The sequence below is a fragment of the Acidovorax sp. NPDC077693 genome, from assembly GCF_044542805.1.
Taxonomy (GTDB): domain Bacteria; phylum Pseudomonadota; class Gammaproteobacteria; order Burkholderiales; family Burkholderiaceae_C; genus Acidovorax.
Genome location: NZ_JBITVD010000014.1, coordinates 137,091 through 157,231, shown reverse-complemented (window position 1 = coordinate 157,231; position 20,141 = coordinate 137,091). Strand labels below are relative to the sequence as shown.

Below are 20,141 nucleotides of genomic sequence, written 5' to 3'. Positions count from 1 at the left end.
CGCGGCCGACCTGCATGCAGTGCGTGCAATCGGCAAGCGGCGTACTTACACTATGCAACATCCCCCCCGCACCCGGGACAGTGCGGGCGCACCCACGGCGCACCGTGGATCTGCGCGGCAGGGCGGCCATCGCGCCCACGGTTGCCACCACAACGCTACACAACAAGGCATTTTTCTTATGAGCCGACTCTCCGACCTCTCCGTCGCCAAGCGCCTTGCGCTGGGATTTTCCCTGGTGCTCCTGCTGCTGATCGGTGCCATTGCGCTGAGCATCTCGCGCCTGAACGCGGTGGCCGATGCCACGCTGGAGATGGTGCAGAACCCCATCAAGACCGAACGCCTGGTGAGTGACTGGTCGCGCAACCTGCGCACCGGCATCACGCGCACCGCCGCCGTGGCGCGCAGCAGCGACCCGGCGCTGGCGGACTTCTTTGCCGAGGACAGCAAGGCCTCGTCCAAGAGTTCGGGCGAGCTGCAAAAAGCGGTCGAGGCGCTGATGTTCCTCGACTCCGAGAAGAAGCTCTTTGCAGAAATCGGCGCGCTGCGCACGATCTACCTGAAGAACCGCGACGACATCTTTGCGCTCAAGAAAGAGGGCAAGGTGGACGAAGCGAATGCCATGCTGGTCAAGCAGTTCATGCCCGAGGCGGCCAACTATGCCGCCAAGATGGACGAGTTGCTGAACAACCAGCGCGAGCAGGTGGATGCCCTGGGGCGTGCCGTCGAAGAGAACCGCCAGACCAGCCGGCAGTTGCTGATCGCGCTGGGTGTGCTGAGCGTGGCGGTGGCCGCGCTGTTCTCGTGGGTGCTGTCCCGCTCGGTCACCGTGCCGCTGGGGCAGGCTTCGGACCTGGCCCGCCGGGTGGCCGCCGGCGACCTGACCGCCACCGTGCCGCAGCATGGCAAGGACGAGGTCGGCGCGCTCATGGAGTCCCTGGCGCTCATGCAGGCCAACCTGGCCAGCGTGGTGAACAACGTGCGGCACGGCGCGGAGTCCGTCTCCAATGCCAGCTCCGAGATCGCCCAGGGCAACACCGACCTGAGCTCCCGCACCGAACACCAGGCCAGCGCGCTGCAGCAGACGGCCGCCAGCATGGAGCAGCTGAACTCCGCCGTGCGCAACAACGCCGACAACGCCCGCCAGGCCAACCAGCTGGCGATGACGGCCTCCAGCGTGGCCGCCCAGGGCGGCGCGGTGGTGGGCGACGTGGTGGAGACCATGAAGGGCATCAACGACGCCAGCCGCAAGATCAGCGACATCATCGCCGTCATCGACGGGATTGCCTTCCAGACCAACATCCTGGCGCTCAACGCCGCGGTGGAAGCCGCCCGCGCGGGCGAGCAGGGCCGCGGTTTTGCCGTGGTGGCATCGGAAGTGCGCAGCCTGGCCGGCCGCAGCGCCGAGGCCGCCAAGGAGATCAAGAACCTGATCCACGCGAGCGTGGAGCGGGTCGAGCACGGCACGGCGCTGGTCGACAAGGCGGGCGAGACCATGAGCGAAGTGGTGAGCAGCATCCGCCGCGTCACGGACATCATGGGCGAGATCAGCGCGGCCAGCGGCGAGCAGAGCGCCGGCGTCGCCCAGGTCGGCGAGGCCGTCACCTCGATGGACCAGGCCACGCAGCAAAACGCCGCGCTGGTGGAAGAAATGGCCGCTGCCGCCAGCAGCCTGCGCAACCAGGCGCACGACCTGGTGCAGGTGGTGGCGGTGTTCAAGCTCTCCGGCGACCAGTCGCGCCCCGCCATGGCCCCGGCCAAAGCCCCGGCCCCCCAGGCCCGCCCCGCGCCCGCACGGCCGGCGGCCGTGGCCCAGGCCCCTGCCAAACCCCTGGCCAAAGCCGCCATCGCCCGGGCCCCATCGCCCGCAGCGGCCCGGCCCGCAGCCCCGGCCCTCGCGCAGCCGGCCGCCCCACGACTCGACCCGCGCAGCGCGCCAAAGGGCGGCGACGACGATTGGGAATCCTTCTGAGCGCCTGTTGCGCAGCCTGAGGCTTACCAGCCGCCTGCCGGGCACCTTTCGGGCACCTTCCTCGCTCACGGTGGCGCAACCAGCGCCCGGGATGTCGCTGGCCTGCCCCCCAGGCAGCACCTGCCCGGCCCGGTGCGGGCCCGCGCCACCGGATAATCCCCCCATGCGCTTTTCCCCTCGTGCCATGGGCCTGCTGGCGGCTGTCGTGACGGTCACCATCTGGACGGGCTTCATCGTCATCGCCCGCGCCTCGGCACAGCGCACCCTCACACCGTTCGACATCGCCTTTTTGCGCATCGTGGGCGCCAGCCTGGTCCTGCTGCCCTGGGGCTGGTGGATGGTGCGGCGGCGCAAGGCCGCCCTGGGCAGCGCAGCGCCACCATCGAGCCTTGCGGGCATCTCGCCCCTGCCCCTGGGCACCACGGTGCTGCTGGGCACGCTGGGCGGGCTGCTGTACGCCATGCTGGCGTATGCGGGCTTCTTCCACGCACCGGCCACGCATGCGGCGGTGCTCATGCCCGGCAGCCTGCCGCTGTGGACCGCCCTGCTGGCGGCCCTGCTGCTGCACGACCGCATCACGCCGCTGCGCGCCGCGGGGCTCGCGCTGATCGTGGCGGGCGACCTGCTGGTGGGCGGCAGCAGCCTGCTGGCCGCGTTCGCGGGCGGAGACGTCTGGAAGGGCGACCTGCTGTTCATGTCCGCCGCCGCCTGCTGGGCCGCCTACAGCGTGATGGCACGGCGCCACGCGGTGGACGCGGTGCAGGCCACCATCGCCATCACGGCCTTTGCCTGCCTGGTGTACGTGCCGTCCTATGCGCTGCTGGCGGGCCTGGGCGGGGTCGCCAGCCGGCTGGCACTCGCACCCGGGAGCGAGATCCTGTTCCAGCTGGCGTTCCAGGGCGGGGGCTCGGTGGTGATCTCGGGCATTGCCTTCACGCGCATGATCCAGCACTACGGCCCCGTGCGCTCGACCATGATCACGGCGCTGGTGCCCGGCCTGTCGGCCATCGGCGCGGTGATGTTCCTGGGCGAGCCCCTGCACTGGAACCTGGTGGCCGGGCTGCTGCTCGTGACCGGGGGTATCCTGCTGGGGGTGCTGCGCCGGGCCCCGCCGGCGGCGGCCTCCCCACCGGGTACCTCCACCGCATCCGCACCGGGCCGCACGGCCCCGTGACCCCGAATCCATTCCCCTCGCGCGACCGGCCCCAGCCCATGAATTTGCTTGCTTTCGACACCAGCACCGACGTCATCTCCATCGCCGTGCAGCACGGCGATGCCGTGTGGCTGCACCACGGTCCGGGCGGCTCGCAGGCGTCGGCCACGCTGATCCCGGCCGTGCGCAGCCTGCTGGCGCAGGCGGGCCTGACGTTCGACACGCTGGACGCGCTGGTCTTCAGCCGCGGGCCGGGCTCCTTCACCGGACTGCGCACGGCCTGCGCCGTGGCCCAGGGGCTGGCCTTTGGCGCACGCGGCGGCCAGGGCATTCCGGTGCTGCCGGTGGACACGCTGCTGGCCGTGGCCGAGGAGGCCCGGGCGCAGCACGGCTGCACCCAGGTGGTGGCCGTGCTGGATGCGCGCATGGACGAGGTCTACCACGCCCGCTGCGAATGGCAGCCCGCCGAAGGCCGCTGGCAGGCCGACGCCGACTTCGGCCTGGGCGCGCCCGAAACCGTGCAGGCCCCGCCCGGCTGGACCGTGGCGGGCAATGCGCAGGCGCCCTACGGCGAGCGCCTGGCACCGGCCGCACCGCACGTCGCAGCCCTGCCCACCGCCGCCGCCCTGCTGCGCCTGGCGCCTGCCCTGCTGGCCGCTGGCGGCACGGTGCCCGCCACCGATGCACTGCCGCGCTACATCCGCGATAAAGTGGCGAAAACCACGGCCGAGCGCGCTGCAGAGCGCGTGGCTGCCACCACGACCACCACGCCACCATGAGCGCCCTGCCCACCCCCCCCACATCCGCGCTGGAGGCACGCTTTGAAAACCTCACGCTCGCGCGGCTGGACGCCGTGCTGGAGGTGGAGGTGCAGGCGTACACCCACCCCTGGACGCGCGGCAACTTCACCGACGCCCTGGCCTCGGGCTACCAGGCCCAGGTGCTGATGGCGGGCGACCACCTGCTGGGCTACTTCGTCGCCATGCTGGGCGTGGACGAGGTCCACCTGCTGAACATCACCGTCACGCCCGAGTACCAGCGCCAGGGCTGGGCGCGCGTGCTGCTCGATGCGCTGGCCCTGTGGTCGCGCGGGCGCGGCGCGCAGTGGCTGTGGCTGGAGGTGCGCACCAGCAACCTGCGCGCCCACGGCATCTACCTGGCCTATGGCTTTCGCCGCGTGGGCGAACGCAAGCGCTACTACCCCGCCGCCGACGGCCAACGCGAAGACGCGGTGGTCATGAGCTTTGCGCTATGAACCCGGGCACCTTGCGCCTGATCTGTCTATGACCCTCGACCTCGATGCGCGCCAGCGCGCCATGCTGCAGGAAATGGGCGTCACCGTGTGGGGCCCACCATCCCGCCCCGCCGCGGCCACCGTGACCGAGCGGGCCGGCACGGCCCCCGCCGTGCCGATGGCGGCGGCCCCGCCGGCTCCTGCCCTGGCGCCCGCCGCCGTGGCGGCGACGCCGCCGCCCCCCCCCCGGGTGGGGGCCAGCGCACCCACCGCCACCGCAGCGGCTGGCGGTCCCGGCGCTGCCGCCCTGCGGCTGCATCCGCCGCAGGCGCTCTACCCCCAGGCCGACCCGGCCCTGGCTCCCGCAGAGCTGGGCGCAGGCTGGCTCATCGTGGCCGAGAGCACGGCACCCCACGACCCCCTGTCGGGCGACGCCGGCAAGCTGCTCGACAACATGCTGCGGGCCATGCAGCTGCACCGGCACCCCCGCGTCTTCATCACCGCGCTGGAGCGCTCTGCCGCCGGAGCCCCCGGCACCGACGCCATCCCCGAGCAACTGGCTGCGGCGGTGGCGCAGCTGCAGCCTTCGATGGTGCTCGTGCTGGGCCATGTGGCCGCCCGCGCAGCCCTGGGCCGCACCGAGCCGCTGGGCCGCCTGCGTGCCGAGCTGCACCAGCTGGCCGGGTGCCCGGCCGTGGTGTCGTACGACCCCGCCTTCCTGCTGCGCTCGCAGGACACCAAGGCCGCGGCCTGGGCCGACCTGTGCCGGGCGTTGGCCACCGTGCGCGTGCGCCAGAACGCCTGAGCGGTGCCGCGGCGGGCTGGCGGGGTGTCTGTCTGTGTGTGTGAGGCCATCACCACCGCAGCGGCGGCTTCCGGCAAGGCCCGTGCGGGCCGGAACCTGGCCGCGCCACCGAAGTCTTCCCCAAGCGGTGCACAACCTGCACAGAAAGCCGGATATCCGCGCACCGAAGCCCCTGTGCAGCCCGGACAGGCGCGAGGTCCGGTGCCATAATCCGCCGCTTGCCCATTTTTTACTGATTGACGGAGAAAGCTCCTTGGAAACCTACCCCAGTTGGTAGCTTTCAGCTCCCCGGCCTGCTGCCGTGGGGTCTGAAAGCACCCCATGACCCCCCACCGCCGCAGATGCCACATAACCAGGGAGTGAGCCCATGCTCAACATCTTTTCGCTCGCCAATGGCCGGCTCGTCCAGGAAGAAATCGAATCCCTGGAAGAGCTGACCCGCTTCCAGCCGATCTGGGTGGACCTGGAAGCCCCCACCCTCGAAGAAAAACGCTGGATCAAGCAGCACTACGGCCTGTCCATCCCCGAAGATGCGATGGACGAGGACATCGAGGAGTCCGCCCGCTTCTACGAGGAAGACAACGGCGAGCTGCACATCCGCAGCGACTTCCTGATCGACGACGATGAAGACCCCCGCTCGGTGCGCGTGGCCTTCATCCTGAACCAGCACAACGCCAACCTCAAGAGCCGTGGCGTGCTGTTTTCCATCCACGATGAAGACGTACCGGTGTTCCGCCTCTTGCGCATGCGCGCACGCCGTGCGCCGGGGCTGATCGAAGACGCCAAGGAAGTGCTGCTCAAGCTGTTCGACGCCGACGCCGAATATTCGGCCGACACGCTGGAGAACATCTACGACGAGCTCGAAAAGGTGAGCAAGCAGGTGCTGGCCGGCGACGTGACCGACGCACTGGCCGGCGAAGTGCTGGGCGCCATCGCGCGCCAGGAAGACTTGAACGGCCGCATCCGCCGCAACGTGATGGACACCCGCCGCGCGGTAAGCTTCATGATGCGCAGCAAGATGCTGAACTCCGAGCAGTTCGAGGAAGCCCGCCAGATCCTGCGCGACATCGAGTCGCTGGACAACCACACGGCGTTCCTGTTCGACAAGATCAACTTTTTGATGGACGCCACGGTCGGTTTCATCAACATCAACCAGAACAAGATCATCAAGATCTTCTCGGTGGCCAGCGTGGCCCTGCTGCCGCCCACGCTGATCGCGAGCGTGTACGGCATGAACATGAAGTTCCCGGAGCTGGAGCTGCTGGGGCCGGCGGCATATCCGTATGTGATCGGGCTGATGCTGGCGAGTGCGCTCGGGCCCATGTGGTACTTCCGCAAGCGCGGCTGGTTGAAGTAGCCCCCCTGTGGCGCGGACCTACGCGCCGCCGCCAGAGGCGTCAGCCCTTCGGAACTGTCCAAGCCTGCGCAGGCAGGCTCGGAGCCGCAGTTCCTCAGCCCCCCAGGGGGGACGCCTCCGGTGGACCGGCGAAGCCGGATCCACGGTGGCGCTGGCGATGGCGGCGGGGGGTGAACTGGCGGCGTGCCCTGAACATGGAGGGAGCCATTCGCTGCGCTCTGGCGGGGTACCGGCGATGGGGTGCCTTCTGCAGGCGGGCTAACTGGAGTCTTGGGTGAGCTAGGTCGACGGCTGCTGGATGAAGGCGGCGGCGCACCCCTCATGAAAATACTCAATTTTTAAGCCAAAACACCCTCTACCGCTTTTCTATAAAGCGCCAGTAGCTACATATTTCATAGCAACTGCAACAACTTGCCGACGATGTGCTCTGCGTACCGGCTCGCCACGGTTTGGATGAACTGGGGGAAGTCGACGTGGGCGGTGTCGTCGGCGCGGTCGGAGATGGTGCGCATGGCGGCGAAGGGCACGTTGTAGTCCAGGCAGACCTGGGCCACGGCGGCGCCTTCCATTTCGACGGCGAGGACCTCGTGGCCGGCGGCGCGCAGGGCGTCGCGCAGGCGCTGCGACTCCTGGGCGCTGGAGACGAAGCGGTCGCCGCTGGCGATCAGGCCCTGGTGCACGCTGCGGACCTCGGATTGCGAAGAAAAATGGCCGCTACCGCCCATCAGGCAATCGCGAGCAGCTATCAAAAGCAGAGCGGACAATGGTGCATCGCACTCCAGCACCGCGCGTGCATAGCCGGGCAGCTCCCAGCGCGGGAACAACGGGGATGCGTCCATGTCGTGCTGCAGGTAGCTCTGCGCCACCACCACGTCGCCCACGTTCACGCCGTCACCCAGGCCGCCCGCCACGCCGGTGAACACGATGCGCGCGACGCCGAAGTGCTCGACGAGCGCCGTGGCGGTGGTGGCCGCCGCCACCTTGCCGATGCCCGAGAGCGCCAGCACGACAGAGCGCCCGTGCAGCTCGCCGCGCCAGAACGAACGGCCGGCGCGGGTGATGCGCTGGGGGTGCGCCAGCGCGTGGACCAGGCCGGCCTGTTCTTCGGGGAGGGCGCTGAGGATGGCGGTGGTCATGGCGTGGAACTCTCGGGGTCAAAACAAAGGCGGCCGAAGCCGCCTGGTGGCCGCCCCGATTGGCGGGGCAGGGCTGTTGCTGCGCAGAAGCTGCTACTTCTTGTCGCGCAGCTCGCGGCGCAGGATCTTGCCCACGGGGGTCTTGGGCAGCTCGGTGCGGAACTCGATCACGCGGGGCTGCTTGTAGCCGGTGAGCTCGGCGCGGCAGAAGTCCTTGACCTGGGCTTCGGTGAGCGTGGGGTCGCGCTTGACGATGACGAGCTTGACGGCTTCGCCGGTCTTCTCGTCGGGCACGCCCACCACCGCGCATTCGAGCACGCCGGGCATCTGCGCGACCACGTCCTCGACCTCGTTGGGGTACACGTTGAAGCCTGAGACGAGCACCATGTCCTTCTTGCGGTCCACGACCTTGAAGAAGCCGCGTGCGTCCATCACGCCGATGTCGCCGGACTTGAAGTAGCCGTCCTCGGTCATGACCTTGGCCGTCTCGTCCGGGCGCTGCCAGTAGCCGGCCATGACCTGCGGGCCCTTGATGGCGATCTCGCCGGGCTGGCCAAGGGTGGTGACTTCGCGGCCTTCATCGTCCAGCAGCTTCATCCAGGTGCCGGGGATGGGCACGCCGATGGTGCCGGTGTACTCGGTGCTGGTGGTCGGGTTGCAGCTGGCCGACGGGCTGGTCTCCGACAGGCCGTAGCCTTCGCAGATGGGGCAGCCGGTCTTCTCCAGCCACAGCTTGGCCACGGCGCCCTGCACGGCCATGCCGCCGCCCACGGAGACCTTGAGGTTCTTCCAGTTGACGGTGTTGAAGTCCGGGTGGTTGGCCAGGCCGTTGAACAGCGTGTTCACGGCCGGAAAGCTGTGGAACGTGTGCTTGGAGAGCTCCTTGAGCACCGCCGGCAGGTCGCGCGGGTTCGGGATCAGGATGGTCTTGCCGCCCGTGCGCATGCTCAGCATCATGTTCACGGTGAACGCGAAGATGTGGTACAGCGGCAGCGCGCAGATGCTGGTGGGCTGCTCGCCGGCCGGCACCTTCTTCATGACCGGGTCGTTCCAGGCCTCGGACTGCAGCACGTTGGCGATCACGTTGCGCTGCAGCAGCACCGCGCCCTTGCTCACGCCGGTGGTGCCACCGGTGTACTGCAGCAGCGCGATGTCGTCGGGCTTGATGTCGGGCTTCTTCAGCGTGCCGCGCGTGCCCTGGGCCACCGCGTCATTGAAGCGCACGGCGCCGGGCAGGTGGTAACCGGGCACCATCTTCTTGACGTTGCGCACCACGTAGTTGACCAGCGCGCCCTTGAGCAGGCCCAGCTGGTCGCCCATGGCGCACAGCACCACATGCTTGACCGGCGTGTTGGCGATGCAGTTCTGCAGCGTGGTCGCAAAGTTCTCGATGATGACGATGGCCTTGGAGCCGGAGTCCTTGAGCTGGTGCTCCAGCTCGCGCGGGGTGTACAGCGGGTTCACGTTGACCACCACGAAGCCGGCACGCAGGATGGCCGCCACCGCCACCGGGTACTGCGGCACGTTGGGCATCATGATGGCCACACGGTCGCCCTTGACCAGGCCCAGGCCCTGCAGATAGGCCGCGAACGCGCTCGACAGAGAGTCGGTCTGGGCATAGGTCACGTCCTTGCCCATGAAGCTGTAGGCCACGCGGTCGGCGTACTTGGTGAACGCTTCGTCCATGAGCGCCACGAGGGACGGGTATTGCGAGGGGTCGATATCTGCAGGCACGCCTTGCGGATAGGCGGCCAGCCAGGGACGGTCGGTCATGGTGTCTGTCTCTCCAAACTCTTTTGAAACTGAATGCAATGAAACCCCGGCATTGTCCCTGCCGGTGCTGGTTTCGGGGGTGTGTGGTTTCCCTAGGCGCAGAGGGCTTTGCGGGCCGCCCTGCCACCGCGGGCGCGGGAAACCGCGCGGGGTCTATTCGATTGCCTTGCCGATGTCCTCGACCACCTTCTTGGCGTCGCCGAAGACCATCATGGTCTTGTCCATGTAGAACAGTTCGTTGTCCAGGCCCGCATAGCCTGCGGCCATGGAGCGCTTGTTCACGATCACGGTCTTGGCCTTGTAGGCCTCCAGGATGGGCATGCCGTAGATGGGGCTGCCCTTGGTGTGCGCGGCGGGGTTCACCACGTCGTTGGCACCGAGGATGATGGCCACGTCGGCCTGGCCGAACTCGCCGTTGATGTCTTCCATCTCGAACACCTGGTCGTAGGGCACCTCGGCCTCGGCCAACAGCACGTTCATGTGGCCGGGCATGCGGCCCGCCACGGGGTGGATGGCGTACTTGACGGTGATGCCCTTTTCGGTGAGCTTGGCCGCCAGCTCCTTGACCGCATGCTGGGCGCGCGCCACGGCCAGGCCGTAGCCGGGCACGATGACCACGGTCTCGGCATTGCCCAGCACGAAGGCCGCGTCGTCCGAGCTGCCGGTCTTGACGGGCCGCTGCTCCTTGGCGCCCGAGGTGGCGCTCGCCGCCTCGCCGCCGAAGCCGCCCAGGATCACGTTGAAGAACGAGCGGTTCATGGCCTTGCACATGATGTAGCTCAGGATCGCGCCCGAGCTGCCCACCAGCGATCCGGCAATGATCAGCATCGAGTTGTTGAGCGAAAAACCGATGCCCGCCGCGGCCCAGCCCGAGTAGCTGTTGAGCATGGACACCACCACCGGCATGTCGGCACCGCCGATCGGGATGATGATGAGCACGCCGAGCACGAACGACAGCGCCAGCATGGCGAAGAAGGCCGTCCAGTTCTCGGTGAACATGAACACCAGGCCCAGACCCACGGTGGCCAGACCCAGCGCGAGGTTGAGCATGTGCTGCCCCGCGAACTGCACCGGCGCGCCCTGGAACAGGCGGAACTTGTACTTGCCCGACAGCTTGCCGAACGCGATGACCGAGCCGCTGAAGGTGATGGCGCCGATGGCCGCGCCCAGGAACAGCTCGAGCCGGTTGCCCGCCGGGATGGGCTGGCCCTTGGCCACGATCTGGAACGCCCAGGGTTCGGCCACCGCCGCGACCGCGATGAACACGGCAGCCAGGCCGATCATGCTGTGCATGAAGGCCACGAGCTCGGGCATCTTGGTCATCTCGACCCGCTGGGCCATGAAGGCGCCCGCGGCACCGCCCACCACCAGCGCCCCCAGCACGTACACCATGCCCTGGGCCTTGCCGCCCGACAGCTCGACGATGAGCGCGGCCGTGGTCAGGATGGCAATCGCCATGCCCGTCATGCCGAACAGGTTGCCGCGGATCGACGTGGTGGGGTGCGACAGGCCCTTGAGCGCCTGGATGAAGCAGACGCTGGCCACCAGGTACAGCAGCGTGACGAGGTTCATGCTCATGCCTGGCCTCCTTCAGCCTGGGGGGCGGCGACCTTCTTTTCTTTTTTCTTGAACATCTCGAGCATGCGCCGTGTGACGAGGAAGCCCCCGAACACGTTGACCGCCGCCAGCGCCACCGCCAGCACCCCCATGCTCTTGCCCAGCGTGGTCTCGGTGAGCGCGGCGGCCAGCATGGCCCCCACGATCACGATGGCCGAGATCGCGTTGGTCACGGCCATGAGCGGCGTGTGCAGCGCGGGCGTCACCGTCCAGACCACGTGGTAGCCCACGTAGATGGCCAGCACGAAGATGATGAGGTTGATGAGGGTGGGCGAGACGGCGTCCATGGAGAGTCCTTCGTTCAGTGCGTTTCAGGAAGACCAGGGGCCAGAAGACGCTTTCTTCTTGGCAAAGTAAGCATCCACCGCGCCGATGAGCTGCTGCTGCGCAGCGTTGGGCGGTGGCTCGATCTGTGCGGCCGCGCGCATCACGGTCTGCAGCGTCTGCACGTGGTAGTCGGTGAACTTGTCGGCGCTGCGCTCCAGCAGCACCGGCAGCTCGCGCAGCTCCAGCGCCCGGCTGCGCAGCAGATGCGCGCTGGCCACCCAGAGGTTGGCGGCATCCGATTCACTGAGCTGCAGGTGTTCGCGCAGCAGGGCCTGGACGCCGGCCTTTTGCTGCACCGTGATCGCGCCGGTGGTCTGCACCGTGGCCAGGGCCAGCACGGCGACGACGTCCACCGGGTGGTCCAGCGCATACAGCGGCGGCGTCTGCACCTTCTTGCGCCAGGCGCGGCGGTGAAAGAAGGTCAACGGATTGAGCCAGCCGACGTCGATGCCGAAGCGGCGCAACGCCTCCATCGCCATGGTGAACGTGATGACCAGGCCCAGAATCTGCAGAACGACACCCATGTTGAGAACTCCAGTCGGTGGGCGGTGAGCGGTGGTAACGCGGTAAGCGGGGGCTTGCTGCGTGCTCAGTTCGGCACGGCAAAGGGGAACGGCGGCACGGGGAAGAAGCCATCGGCCATGCCCGTGCTCACGCGGGCGGCCTCGGCCACCTTGTGGCTCCATTCCTGGGCCGGGTAGCCCGCACGCAGGAACTCTTCGTTGTTGCTCGTCTTGGGCCGCAGCAGGCGCTGGTCGACCATGGCGTTGATCTCGACATACGAGCCGCCCTGCGTCGCAAAGCGGTAGTTCAGGTGCGAATACGGCTGCAGCGGCGTGGCCTTGTGCTCATCCATCCAGCGCACCACGCCGGGGTGGTTCTTCTCCATCCAGTCGGCGTTGTTGGCCCACCGCTTGAACCGCAGGCAGTCGATGCGCACCGGGCTGCCTTTGGTCGCGTCTTCCACGGTCATGCCCTGCTGCAGAGGGCAGCTGCCCGTCCAGAGCGTGGGGTCGCGCGGGATGTCCGTGCGGTTGGTCTGCACCAGCATCACGGCCAGCAGTTCGCGGTTGGCGCCGCGCAGCGCCACGGCGCGCGTCTGCAGCGGAAAGGCGCCGGGCAGCGGGTGCAGCGGGAACGCCTCGTTCGTCGCGCCCAGGTCTTCCCACGCCGCCGAGGGCAGCACCACGCGCGTGCGGCCGGCGCTGAACTCCGCAGGGCCGGCGGGTATGGGTGCGCAGCCGCTCACGGCCAGCACGCCACAGGCGGCCAGCAGCCAGCCACCGCGGCGGGGCGTGGCGGACAATATCTCTTGCAAATTCTTCAGCAGGCTCATGCGCGCTTTACCGTGCCCTCGTGTGCCATGAGGCAGGCGGCAACAATGTCGTCCTGCAAGTCCATGTGCAGGGCACCTTCCTTGTTGATGATGAGTTTGAGAAAGTCGAGCACGTTGCGCGCGTAGAGCGCGGACGCATCGGCGGCGACGAGCGCCGGCAGATTCGTCTCGCCCACCAGCGTGACGCCGTGCTTGACCACTGTCTGGCCCGCTTCGGTGAGCGGGCAGTTGCCGCCTTGCGGGGCGGCAAGGTCCACGATGACGGAGCCCGCCTTCATGGACCGGACCATGTCTTCGGTCACCAGGACCGGTGCGGCGCGGCCGGGAATCAGCGCCGTGGTGATGACCACATCGGCCTGGGCCACGCGCTTGGCCACCTCGGCCTTCTGGCGGTCGAGCCAGCTTTGCGGCATGGGGCGGGCGTAGCCGCCCACGCCCTCGGCCGCGTCTTTTTCTTCCTGGGTCTCGTAGGGCACGTCGATGAACTTGGCACCCAGCGACTCCACTTGTTCCTTCACGCTGGGGCGCACGTCCGAGGCCTCGATGACAGCCCCCAGCCGCTTGGCGGTGGCAATGGCCTGCAGGCCCGCGACGCCCACGCCCAGGATCACGACACGGGCGGCCTTGACGGTGCCCGCCGCGGTCATGAGCATCGGGAAGAAGCGCTGGTAGCGATCGGCGGCGATGATCACGGCCTTGTAGCCGGCGATGTTGGCCTGCGAGGAGAGCACGTCCATGCTCTGGGCCCGCGTGGTGCGCGGCGCAGCCTCCAGGGCGTAGGCCGTGACGCCCGCGCTGGCCAGCCGCTGCAGGCCTGCGACGTCGAAGGGATTGAGCATGCCCACCACGGTGGCGCCCGCACGCAGGCGGGGGGCTTCGGCGTCCGAAGGCGTGCGCACCTTGAGCACCAGGTCGGCACCCCAGGCGCCGGCGGCATCGGAGATCTCGGCGCCGGCGGCTTCGTACGCGGCGTCCGTGACGCTGGCGGCCACACCCGCACCCGACTCGATGCGCAGGGTGTGGCCCTGCGCCTTCAGCTTCTTGACCGTCTCGGGCGTCACTGCCACCCGGGTCTCTCCTGCCATCGATTCCGCAGGCACACCAATCAGCATGTCATCTCCTCGGTGAGGGTCAGTGGAATTACTTACTGACCGCGAGCTTACATGAAGAATTTCTCATGACTGTCGCCTTTGTCTGATGTAGAGGGAACTCCCCACCCAGGCCAAGGATCGTGTGCCACGCAAGGTGCCGAGTGTGCACGCTAATTCGCGACAGCCTGCCGTTGGCGTCCAAGGAACAGGCTGCACCGGCCGTAAAAAAGCCCGGCCGCCTTGTGTGCAACCGGGCTCCCCTGCGGCGGGCAGGCCCGCGCGCGTGGATCAGTCCACCATCAGTTCACCACCTGCGCCAGCGCGCCGGATGCGTACTGGCGGGCCACGTCCTGCAGGCTGTGGCCCTTGATCTTGGCGCCCTGGCCTTCGCAGCCGAACTCCAGGTAGCGCGCCTTGCACACCTGCTTGGCGGCTTCGCGGGCGGGCTTGAGCCACTCGCGCGCATCGAACTTGTCGGGGTTCTCGGCCAGGAACTTGCGCACCGCGCCGGTCATGGCCAGGCGGATGTCGGTGTCGATGTTGATCTTGCGCACGCCGAACTTGATGGCTTCCTGGATCTCCTCGACCGGCACGCCGTAGGTTTCCTTCATCTTGCCGCCGTACTGGTTGATGATGGCCAGCAGCTCGGCAGGCACCGACGAGGAGCCGTGCATCACCAGGTGGGTGTTGGGAATGCGCTGGTGGATTTCCTTCACGCGGCTGATGGCCAGGATGTCGCCCGTAGGCTTGCGGCTGAACTTGTAGGCGCCGTGGCTGGTGCCGATGGCGATGGCCAGGGCATCGAGCTGGGTGGCCTTGACGAAAGTGGCCGCCTCTTCGGGGTCGGTGAGCATCTGGCTGTGGTCGAGCTTGACGTCGGCGCCGATGCCGTCTTCCTCGCCGGCTTCACCGGTTTCGAGGTTGCCCAGGCAACCGAGCTCGCCCTCCACCGTCACACCGACCTTGTGGGCCATCTCGACGACCTTGCGGGTCACTTCCACGTTGTATTCGAAGGACGAAGGCGTCTTGCCGTCTTCCATGAGCGAGCCGTCCATCATCACCGAGCCGAAGCCCAGGTCGATGGCGCCCGCGCAGATCTTGGGCGAGGTGCCGTGGTCCTGGTGCATCACCAGCGGGATGTGCGGAAAGGCTTCCACCGCGGCCTGGATCAGGTGCTTGATGAAGGGCTCGCCAGCGTACTTGCGGGCTCCGGCGCTGGCCTGCAGGATGACCGGTGCGCCCACCTCGTCGGCGGCGGCCATCACGGCCTGGACCTGCTCCAGGTTGTTGACGTTGAAGGCAGGGATGCCGTAGCTGTGGGCGGCGGCATGGTCGAGCAGTTCGCGCATCGAAACGAGGGGCATGGTCGTGATGTCCGTTGAAGTTGGTGAAGGTCGCAGTCGGCCTGGTGGGGCCAGGGTGGGGGCCTGGGCGGTGGTAACCGCTTGGTAACTCGTAATTTTAACCGGCCGGCGTGACAGGGGTTGGCGGCAAATCCAGCCGGTAGCAGGTGGTAAAGGGCGCCGGGGCCGGGGCCTCGCCGAAGCGGCCGCCGTGGATGTCGGCCACGCGCCGCAGGATTTCATGGCCCAGGTGCAGGCTGTCTTGGGGCCGGTCCACCGGCGCTGCGCAGTCGTCTTGTGCGGTGCGCCGCCCGTCGTCGCACACCTGCAGCCAGGCGCCCTCGGGGCCGTCCCCACACAGCTGCACGGCGATATGGGTTCCGTGCGGCGTGTGCTTGAGCGCGTTCTCCACGAGGTTGCGTGTGGCGATGTCGAGCAGCAAGGCATGGCCCTGGACCATCAACGCCGGCGGCGCCTGCAGCGCAATGTCGTCGCCGCGCTGCCAGGCCGTCTGCGCGTAGTCGGCGCACACCGAGCGCACCAAAGCGGCCAGGTCCACCGCCTGCTTGGCTTCATGCAGCTCGGCCCGGCTGGCCCTCGCCAGGGCCAGCAACTGGTTCAGCACATGCCCCGCCCGCAGGGCATCCCGACCGATGCGGTCCAGCGCCTGGGCCTTCGCGTCTTCGTCGAGCTCACCGGACAGGGCGCTGGCCTGCAGGGCAATGGACGACAAGGGCGTCCGCAGTTCATGGGCCACCTCGTTGGCCAGCCTGCGCTCGCGCACCATGGCGGTGTGCTGGCGATCCAGCAGCGTATTGATGGAGGCCACCACGGACTCGAATTCGCTCCAGGCATGGCGCGAGGCCAGGCGCTGCGTGCTGACCGGGTCCAGCGCAGCGACATCCGCCGACAACGCGTACAGCGGCCGCAACCCGCGCCACAGTGCCAGTCCCAACGCCAGGGACACCACGGGCAGCAACCACAGGCCCGGCTCGATCATCTGCCCGGCAATGTCGTCGGCCAGTTCGTCCCGCTCATGCAGCTGCAGCATCACCATGATCTTGCGGGCCCGCGCCGCATCCCATTGCGAGAAGCTGCGCCAGACCACCTTGTCCGGGCCGAGCGTCAGGTTGGCGAAACCCTCCACGTCGGAGAACTCCGGCGGCAACGTGGTGCCGCTGAGCGACAGCAGCCGCCCCTGCGCGTCCCACTGCACGACACTGATGGACTGCTGGTAGTCGTGGGACTTGAGCCAGGGGGTGGGCGCCCGGGGGGTGACCTGCGGCCCCTCCATCACCTCCGTGGCCCGCAGGTTGAGCAGCAAGGCCGCCACGCTGGCCAGGTGCCCGTCGGTCAGCTCGTCCGCCTCGTGCACGCCCGTCTGGTAGCCGATGAACACGAAGGTGCCCCACACCAGCGCCAGCGCGCCCAGCGACCACAGCAGCAGTTGCCGCGTGAGCGATGGCCTGCGGGGCCGCCGCGGCAAAGACTCGGCAGGCGCGTTCATCCGGGCATCTCCTGGGGCATGAAATAGCCCACCCCCCGCATGGTCTGTATGCAGGCGCTGCCCAGCTTGCGGCGCAGGTGGTGGATGTGGACCTCGACGGCATTGCTCTCGATGGCCGCCTCCCAGCTGTACAGGCGCTCCTCGATCTGCTGGCGCGAGAGGACGCGGCCACGCGCCTCCAGCAGCACCAGCAGCACCGAAAACTCCCGGGGCGACATCTCGACCGGCCGCCCCTGCAGGCGCACGGTGCGCGCAGCCGGGTCCAGTTCGATATCGCCATGGCGGATGGTGGGCGATGCGCGGCCTGCCGCACGCCGCAGCAGCGCTCTCAGGCGCGCATCCAGCTCGTCCACGTCAAACGGCTTGGTGAGGTAGTCGTCCGCGCCCAGGTCGAGCCCCGCGATGCGCTGGTGGACCTGATCACGCGCGGTGACGATGAGCACGGGGGTGGCCGGGTCGGGCAACACGCTCGGAGAAGCGGCGCTCGCTGCCGGGCTCAGCCGCAGCCGCCGCAGCAGCTCGCTGCCGTCCCCGTCCACAAGGCCCAGATCCAGCAGCACGGCATCGAACCGTTCGGCCCGCAGCGCACTCCAGGCACTGGCCACGCCGTCGCTGACATCCACCGCGTAGCCCCGCTGCTGCAGGTTGCTGCGCAGGCCGGTGGCAATGCCTGCATCGTCTTCGACCACGAGTATTCGCATGCGGGCATTGTCGCAGCGCCCATCGACTTGCGCCCCATTAAGACGACGTTAAGTGCGGCGCCCTATCGTGCCGGCCATGCTCTCCAGACCGGCTCCTTCACCTGCGACACCCCTGCGCCCGCACCACCATCTCTTGTTCTGGACCCTCGCCGCGCTGGCGGGCGTGGTGGCCTGGGATGCAGGCGGGCGCGACCTGGCCTGGGCCCAGGCCTTCGGCTCGTCGGCGGGTTTTCCGATGCGGGACCATTGGTTCTTCGTCCAGGTGCTCCATGAAGACGCGCGCCGCCTGGGATGGCTGCTGGTGCTCTTGCTGGCCCTGAGCGTGTGGTGGCCCAAGGGCATCCTGCGGCGCATCGACGCCAGGGAGCGGCTGCAGATGGCCGTGAGTGCCCTGTTGGCACTGGCGCTGATCAGCATCGTCAAGAACCTGAGCGCCACCAGTTGCCCCTGGGATCTGGCGCAGTTCGGCGGCGTGGCCCGCCACGTCTCCCACTGGGCGCTCGGAGTGCTCGACGGTGGCAGCGGACGCTGTTTTCCCGCAGGCCACGCGTCCGCGGGTTTTGCATTCCTGGGCGGCTACTTCGCGCTGCGCCACAAGGCACCTGCGGCCGCGCGCTGGTGGCTGGCGGGTTCGCTGCTGGCGGGGTTCGTGCTGGGCGCGGCGCAGCAGGTGCGCGGCGCGCATTTCATGAGCCACACGCTGTGGACGGGCTGGTTGTGCTGGACCACCGGCTGGCTGTGCGACCTGGCGGCCGCTGCGTTGCGCCCCCGTTTCCCGTCCTTTGCGTGCAGCACGCCCCCCGAAGAGGCGCCCCATGCTTCCGCTTGACCTGGCCCTGTTCCACGCGGTCAATGCAGACGCGTCGACCTGGCCTGCGGTGGTCACCGCCGCGCGGTGGGCGTCCCAGAAGCTGCCCATCGCCATGGGGGGAGTGCTGGCTGGAGGCCTTGTGGTCGGCAGCCCTGCCCAGCGGCGTGACCTGGTGCTGGCGCTGTTCTCGATGGCACTGGCCTGGGTGGGCGTGCAGCTGCTCAGGCACGCCATCGCGGCGCCGCGACCCGCCCAGCTGGGGATAGGGGTGCAGTGGATCGAGCATGCGGCGCGCGCCGGGTTTCCCAGCATGCACACGGCCGCGGCCTGTGCCCTGGCGGCCAGCTTGCAGGCCTCGCGCCCCGCACGCTGGCTCGCCGCACTGTGCTGGGTGGCAGCGCTGGCCATCGCGTGGAGCCGCGTGTGCCTGGGCGTGCACTTTCCGTTCGACGTGCTCGCGGGCATGCTCACCGGCGCACTCAGCGCAGGGGCCGTGCACGCGCTGCGTGCAGCCCCGCGGCCTGCTAACCGGCCACGCAGATTTTCAGCATATTGGTCCCGCCAGGAGCGCCCATCGGCTCGCCACAGGTGATCGCGTACACGTCGCCCTTTTGCACGATGTTGCGGTTCTTCAGGTGGCGCTCGGCCTGCTCCAGCGCGGTGTCGCGGTCTGCGCTCGTGTCCATGAGCAGCGGGCGCACGTTGCGGTACATGGCCATCTTGCGCTGCGTGGCCACCTTGGGCGTCAGTGCGTAGATCGGGATGTCGATGCTGTGGCGGCTCATCCACAATGCCGTGGCGCCGCTGTCGGTCATGGCCACGATGGCCTTGGCGCCCAGGTGGTGCGCGGTGAACAGCGCACCCATGGCGATGGACTGGTCGATCCGGCCAAAGGTCTGGCCCGTGAAGTCGGCATCGAGCTGGTGGTCTTCGGCCGCTTCGGCGGCGGCGCAGATGGTGGCCATTTCTTCCACGGTCTCGAGCGGGTAGCGGCCGGCAGCCGTTTCGGCGCTCAGCATCACGGCGTCGGTGCCGTCCAGCACCGCATTGGCCACGTCGCTCACCTCGGCGCGCGTGGGCACGGGGTTGGTGATCATGCTCTCCATCATCTGCGTGGCGGTGATCACGACCTTGTCCAGCTCGCGCGCCATGCGGATCATCTTCTTTTGCAGCGCCGGCACGGCCGCGTTGCCCACTTCCACGGCCAGGTCGCCGCGGGCCACCATGATGCCGTCGCTCACGCGCAGGATGGACTCCAGGTGCGGGATGGCCTCGGCACGCTCGATCTTGGCGATCAGGCCCGGCTTGTGGCGGTACTCGGACGCGGCCACGTTGCACAGCTGGCGCGCCATCTCCATGTCGGTCGCGTTCTTCGGAAAGCTCACGGCCACGTAGTCGGCCTGAAAGCTCATCGCCGTGCGGATGTCCTCCATGTCCTTGGCCGTGAGGGCCGGCGCCGTGAGGCCCCCGCCCTTCTTGTTGATGCCCTTGTTGTTGGACAGCTCGCCGCCCACCTTCACGGTGGTGTGGACTTCTTCGCCGCGCACCGCATCCACCGTGAGGACGATGAGGCCGTCGTTGAGCAGCAGCAGGTCACCCGCCTTCACATCGCGCGGCAGCTCCTTGTAGTCGAGGCCCACGCCTTCGATATCGCCCGGCTCGGTGCGCGACGCATCGAGCACGAACTTGGCGCCGTGCTCGAGCTGCACCTTGCCCTCGGCGAACTTGCCCACGCGGATCTTGGGGCCCTGCAGGTCGGCCATGATGGCGACCTCGCGGCCGGCGCGCTGGGCGGCGGCGCGCACCGTGGCGGCGCGGTCGATGTGGTCCTGCGCCTTGCCGTGGCTGAAGTTCAGCCGCACCACGTTCACGCCCGCGCGGATCATGGCCTCCAGCAGTGCCGGGTCGCTCGATGCGGGGCCCAGGGTGGCAACAATCTTGGTGGCGCGGCGGGTACTGGGCATGGTCTTGTCTCTTTCTT

Annotated in this window: 19 protein-coding genes; 8 read left to right on the top strand and 11 right to left on the bottom strand. The window is 68.4% G+C overall.

Annotated features, from left to right (window positions below):
* The first annotated feature begins 178 nt into the window (after nucleotides 1-178).
* The 6 genes from ACIGHN_RS20200 to corA all read left to right on the top strand — a co-directional run bounded on the left by ACIGHN_RS20200 (nucleotide 179) and on the right by corA (nucleotide 6,518).
* Complete coding sequence (locus ACIGHN_RS20200) at nucleotides 179-1,969, top strand: methyl-accepting chemotaxis protein (protein ID WP_396505737.1); 1,791 nt, start codon at nucleotides 179-181, stop codon at nucleotides 1,967-1,969.
* 163 nt (nucleotides 1,970-2,132) lie between these two features.
* Nucleotides 2,133-3,143 (top strand): DMT family transporter, encoded by a 1,011-nt coding sequence (locus ACIGHN_RS20195; protein WP_396505736.1) that lies wholly within the window; start codon nucleotides 2,133-2,135, stop codon nucleotides 3,141-3,143.
* A 38-nt stretch (nucleotides 3,144-3,181) separates the two neighbouring features.
* Nucleotides 3,182-3,901, top strand: coding sequence for a tRNA (adenosine(37)-N6)-threonylcarbamoyltransferase complex dimerization subunit type 1 TsaB (gene tsaB, locus ACIGHN_RS20190; protein WP_396505735.1), 720 nt, complete (start codon nucleotides 3,182-3,184; stop codon nucleotides 3,899-3,901).
* Nucleotides 3,898-4,377 (top strand): ribosomal protein S18-alanine N-acetyltransferase, encoded by a 480-nt coding sequence (rimI, locus tag ACIGHN_RS20185; protein ID WP_396505734.1) that lies wholly within the window; start codon nucleotides 3,898-3,900, stop codon nucleotides 4,375-4,377. The genes tsaB and rimI overlap by 4 nt, the downstream gene beginning before the upstream one ends.
* Before the next feature lie 28 nt (nucleotides 4,378-4,405).
* Nucleotides 4,406-5,161, top strand: a complete 756-nt coding sequence (locus ACIGHN_RS20180; protein ID WP_396505733.1) for a uracil-DNA glycosylase family protein — start codon at nucleotides 4,406-4,408, stop codon at nucleotides 5,159-5,161.
* A 367-nt stretch (nucleotides 5,162-5,528) separates the two neighbouring features.
* Entirely contained in the window at nucleotides 5,529-6,518 is a 990-nt protein-coding gene (gene corA / locus ACIGHN_RS20175) for a magnesium/cobalt transporter CorA (protein ID WP_056411392.1), read from the top strand.
* 392 nt (nucleotides 6,519-6,910) lie between these two features.
* Here the strand turns inward: corA and ACIGHN_RS20170 are convergent, their stop codons facing one another.
* The 10 genes from ACIGHN_RS20170 to ACIGHN_RS20125 all read right to left on the bottom strand — a co-directional run bounded on the left by ACIGHN_RS20170 (nucleotide 6,911) and on the right by ACIGHN_RS20125 (nucleotide 17,349).
* Nucleotides 6,911-7,654, bottom strand: a complete 744-nt coding sequence (locus tag ACIGHN_RS20170; RefSeq protein ID WP_396505732.1) for a 5'-methylthioadenosine/adenosylhomocysteine nucleosidase — start codon at nucleotides 7,652-7,654, stop codon at nucleotides 6,911-6,913.
* Between the two features lie 93 nt (nucleotides 7,655-7,747).
* Nucleotides 7,748-9,427 carry a long-chain-fatty-acid--CoA ligase gene (locus ACIGHN_RS20165; RefSeq protein ID WP_396505731.1) on the bottom strand — a complete coding sequence of 560 codons (1,680 nt, stop codon included), beginning with the start codon at nucleotides 9,425-9,427 and terminating at the stop codon, nucleotides 7,748-7,750.
* Between the two features lie 153 nt (nucleotides 9,428-9,580).
* Nucleotides 9,581-11,005, bottom strand: coding sequence for an NAD(P)(+) transhydrogenase (Re/Si-specific) subunit beta (locus tag ACIGHN_RS20160; RefSeq protein ID WP_396505730.1), 1,425 nt, complete (start codon nucleotides 11,003-11,005; stop codon nucleotides 9,581-9,583).
* Complete coding sequence (locus ACIGHN_RS20155) at nucleotides 11,002-11,331, bottom strand: NAD(P) transhydrogenase subunit alpha (protein ID WP_056411384.1); 330 nt, start codon at nucleotides 11,329-11,331, stop codon at nucleotides 11,002-11,004. Before ACIGHN_RS20155 ends, ACIGHN_RS20160 begins: the two co-directional genes overlap by 4 nt.
* A 24-nt stretch (nucleotides 11,332-11,355) precedes the next feature.
* Complete coding sequence (locus tag ACIGHN_RS20150; protein WP_056411382.1) at nucleotides 11,356-11,895, bottom strand: hypothetical protein; 540 nt, start codon at nucleotides 11,893-11,895, stop codon at nucleotides 11,356-11,358.
* Nucleotides 11,896-11,960: 65 nt separating this feature from the next.
* The gene (locus tag ACIGHN_RS20145; RefSeq protein WP_056411380.1) at nucleotides 11,961-12,707 is read right to left on the bottom strand and encodes a hypothetical protein; all 747 of its coding nucleotides are present in this window, start codon (nucleotides 12,705-12,707) and stop codon (nucleotides 11,961-11,963) included.
* Complete coding sequence (locus ACIGHN_RS20140) at nucleotides 12,704-13,819, bottom strand: Re/Si-specific NAD(P)(+) transhydrogenase subunit alpha (RefSeq protein ID WP_396505729.1); 1,116 nt, start codon at nucleotides 13,817-13,819, stop codon at nucleotides 12,704-12,706. The genes ACIGHN_RS20145 and ACIGHN_RS20140 overlap by 4 nt, the downstream gene beginning before the upstream one ends.
* Before the next feature lie 278 nt (nucleotides 13,820-14,097).
* On the bottom strand, nucleotides 14,098-15,162 hold the full coding sequence (gene fba / locus ACIGHN_RS20135) for a class II fructose-bisphosphate aldolase (RefSeq protein WP_396505728.1): 1,065 nt from the start codon (nucleotides 15,160-15,162) through the stop codon (nucleotides 14,098-14,100).
* A 97-nt stretch (nucleotides 15,163-15,259) separates the two neighbouring features.
* Nucleotides 15,260-16,648, bottom strand: coding sequence for a histidine kinase dimerization/phospho-acceptor domain-containing protein (locus ACIGHN_RS20130; RefSeq protein WP_056411374.1), 1,389 nt, complete (start codon nucleotides 16,646-16,648; stop codon nucleotides 15,260-15,262).
* Nucleotides 16,645-17,349, bottom strand: a complete 705-nt coding sequence (locus tag ACIGHN_RS20125) for a response regulator transcription factor (protein WP_056411372.1) — start codon at nucleotides 17,347-17,349, stop codon at nucleotides 16,645-16,647. Before ACIGHN_RS20125 ends, ACIGHN_RS20130 begins: the two co-directional genes overlap by 4 nt.
* 76 nt (nucleotides 17,350-17,425) lie before the next feature.
* Here ACIGHN_RS20125 and ACIGHN_RS20120 point away from each other — a divergent pair, with 76 nt between their 5' ends.
* Together ACIGHN_RS20120 and ACIGHN_RS20115 are read left to right on the top strand one after the other, a co-directional pair.
* Entirely contained in the window at nucleotides 17,426-18,178 is a 753-nt protein-coding gene (locus tag ACIGHN_RS20120) for a phosphatase PAP2 family protein (RefSeq protein WP_396505727.1), read from the top strand.
* Entirely contained in the window at nucleotides 18,165-18,752 is a 588-nt protein-coding gene (locus ACIGHN_RS20115) for a phosphatase PAP2 family protein (RefSeq protein WP_396505726.1), read from the top strand. The genes ACIGHN_RS20120 and ACIGHN_RS20115 overlap by 14 nt, the downstream gene beginning before the upstream one ends.
* On the opposite strand, the gene pyk is transcribed toward ACIGHN_RS20115, so the two are convergent.
* Complete coding sequence (gene pyk / locus ACIGHN_RS20110; RefSeq protein ID WP_056411369.1) at nucleotides 18,685-20,124, bottom strand: pyruvate kinase; 1,440 nt, start codon at nucleotides 20,122-20,124, stop codon at nucleotides 18,685-18,687. The genes ACIGHN_RS20115 and pyk overlap by 68 nt on opposite strands.
* Nucleotides 20,125-20,141 lie beyond the last annotated feature (17 nt).

Bases quoted from the DNA above. Each gene is read 5' to 3' on its own strand.
- ACIGHN_RS20200 (WP_396505737.1), top strand. From the start codon at position 179: ATGAGCCGACTCTCCGACCTCTCCGTCGCCAAGCGCCTTGCGCTGGGA.
- ACIGHN_RS20195 (WP_396505736.1), top strand. From the start codon at position 2,133: ATGCGCTTTTCCCCTCGTGCCATGGGCCTGCTGGCGGCTGTCGTGACG.
- tsaB (WP_396505735.1), top strand. From the start codon at position 3,182: ATGAATTTGCTTGCTTTCGACACCAGCACCGACGTCATCTCCATCGCC.
- rimI (WP_396505734.1), top strand. From the start codon at position 3,898: ATGAGCGCCCTGCCCACCCCCCCCACATCCGCGCTGGAGGCACGCTTT.
- ACIGHN_RS20180 (WP_396505733.1), top strand. From the start codon at position 4,406: ATGACCCTCGACCTCGATGCGCGCCAGCGCGCCATGCTGCAGGAAATG.
- corA (WP_056411392.1), top strand. From the start codon at position 5,529: ATGCTCAACATCTTTTCGCTCGCCAATGGCCGGCTCGTCCAGGAAGAA.
- ACIGHN_RS20170 (WP_396505732.1), bottom strand. From the start codon at position 7,654: ATGACCACCGCCATCCTCAGCGCCCTCCCCGAAGAACAGGCCGGCCTG.
- ACIGHN_RS20165 (WP_396505731.1), bottom strand. From the start codon at position 9,427: ATGACCGACCGTCCCTGGCTGGCCGCCTATCCGCAAGGCGTGCCTGCA.
- ACIGHN_RS20160 (WP_396505730.1), bottom strand. From the start codon at position 11,005: ATGAGCATGAACCTCGTCACGCTGCTGTACCTGGTGGCCAGCGTCTGC.
- ACIGHN_RS20155 (WP_056411384.1), bottom strand. From the start codon at position 11,331: ATGGACGCCGTCTCGCCCACCCTCATCAACCTCATCATCTTCGTGCTG.
- ACIGHN_RS20150 (WP_056411382.1), bottom strand. From the start codon at position 11,895: ATGGGTGTCGTTCTGCAGATTCTGGGCCTGGTCATCACGTTCACCATG.
- ACIGHN_RS20145 (WP_056411380.1), bottom strand. From the start codon at position 12,707: ATGAGCCTGCTGAAGAATTTGCAAGAGATATTGTCCGCCACGCCCCGC.
- ACIGHN_RS20140 (WP_396505729.1), bottom strand. From the start codon at position 13,819: ATGCTGATTGGTGTGCCTGCGGAATCGATGGCAGGAGAGACCCGGGTG.
- fba (WP_396505728.1), bottom strand. From the start codon at position 15,162: ATGCCCCTCGTTTCGATGCGCGAACTGCTCGACCATGCCGCCGCCCAC.
- ACIGHN_RS20130 (WP_056411374.1), bottom strand. From the start codon at position 16,648: ATGAACGCGCCTGCCGAGTCTTTGCCGCGGCGGCCCCGCAGGCCATCG.
- ACIGHN_RS20125 (WP_056411372.1), bottom strand. From the start codon at position 17,349: ATGCGAATACTCGTGGTCGAAGACGATGCAGGCATTGCCACCGGCCTG.
- ACIGHN_RS20120 (WP_396505727.1), top strand. From the start codon at position 17,426: ATGCTCTCCAGACCGGCTCCTTCACCTGCGACACCCCTGCGCCCGCAC.
- ACIGHN_RS20115 (WP_396505726.1), top strand. From the start codon at position 18,165: ATGCTTCCGCTTGACCTGGCCCTGTTCCACGCGGTCAATGCAGACGCG.
- pyk (WP_056411369.1), bottom strand. From the start codon at position 20,124: ATGCCCAGTACCCGCCGCGCCACCAAGATTGTTGCCACCCTGGGCCCC.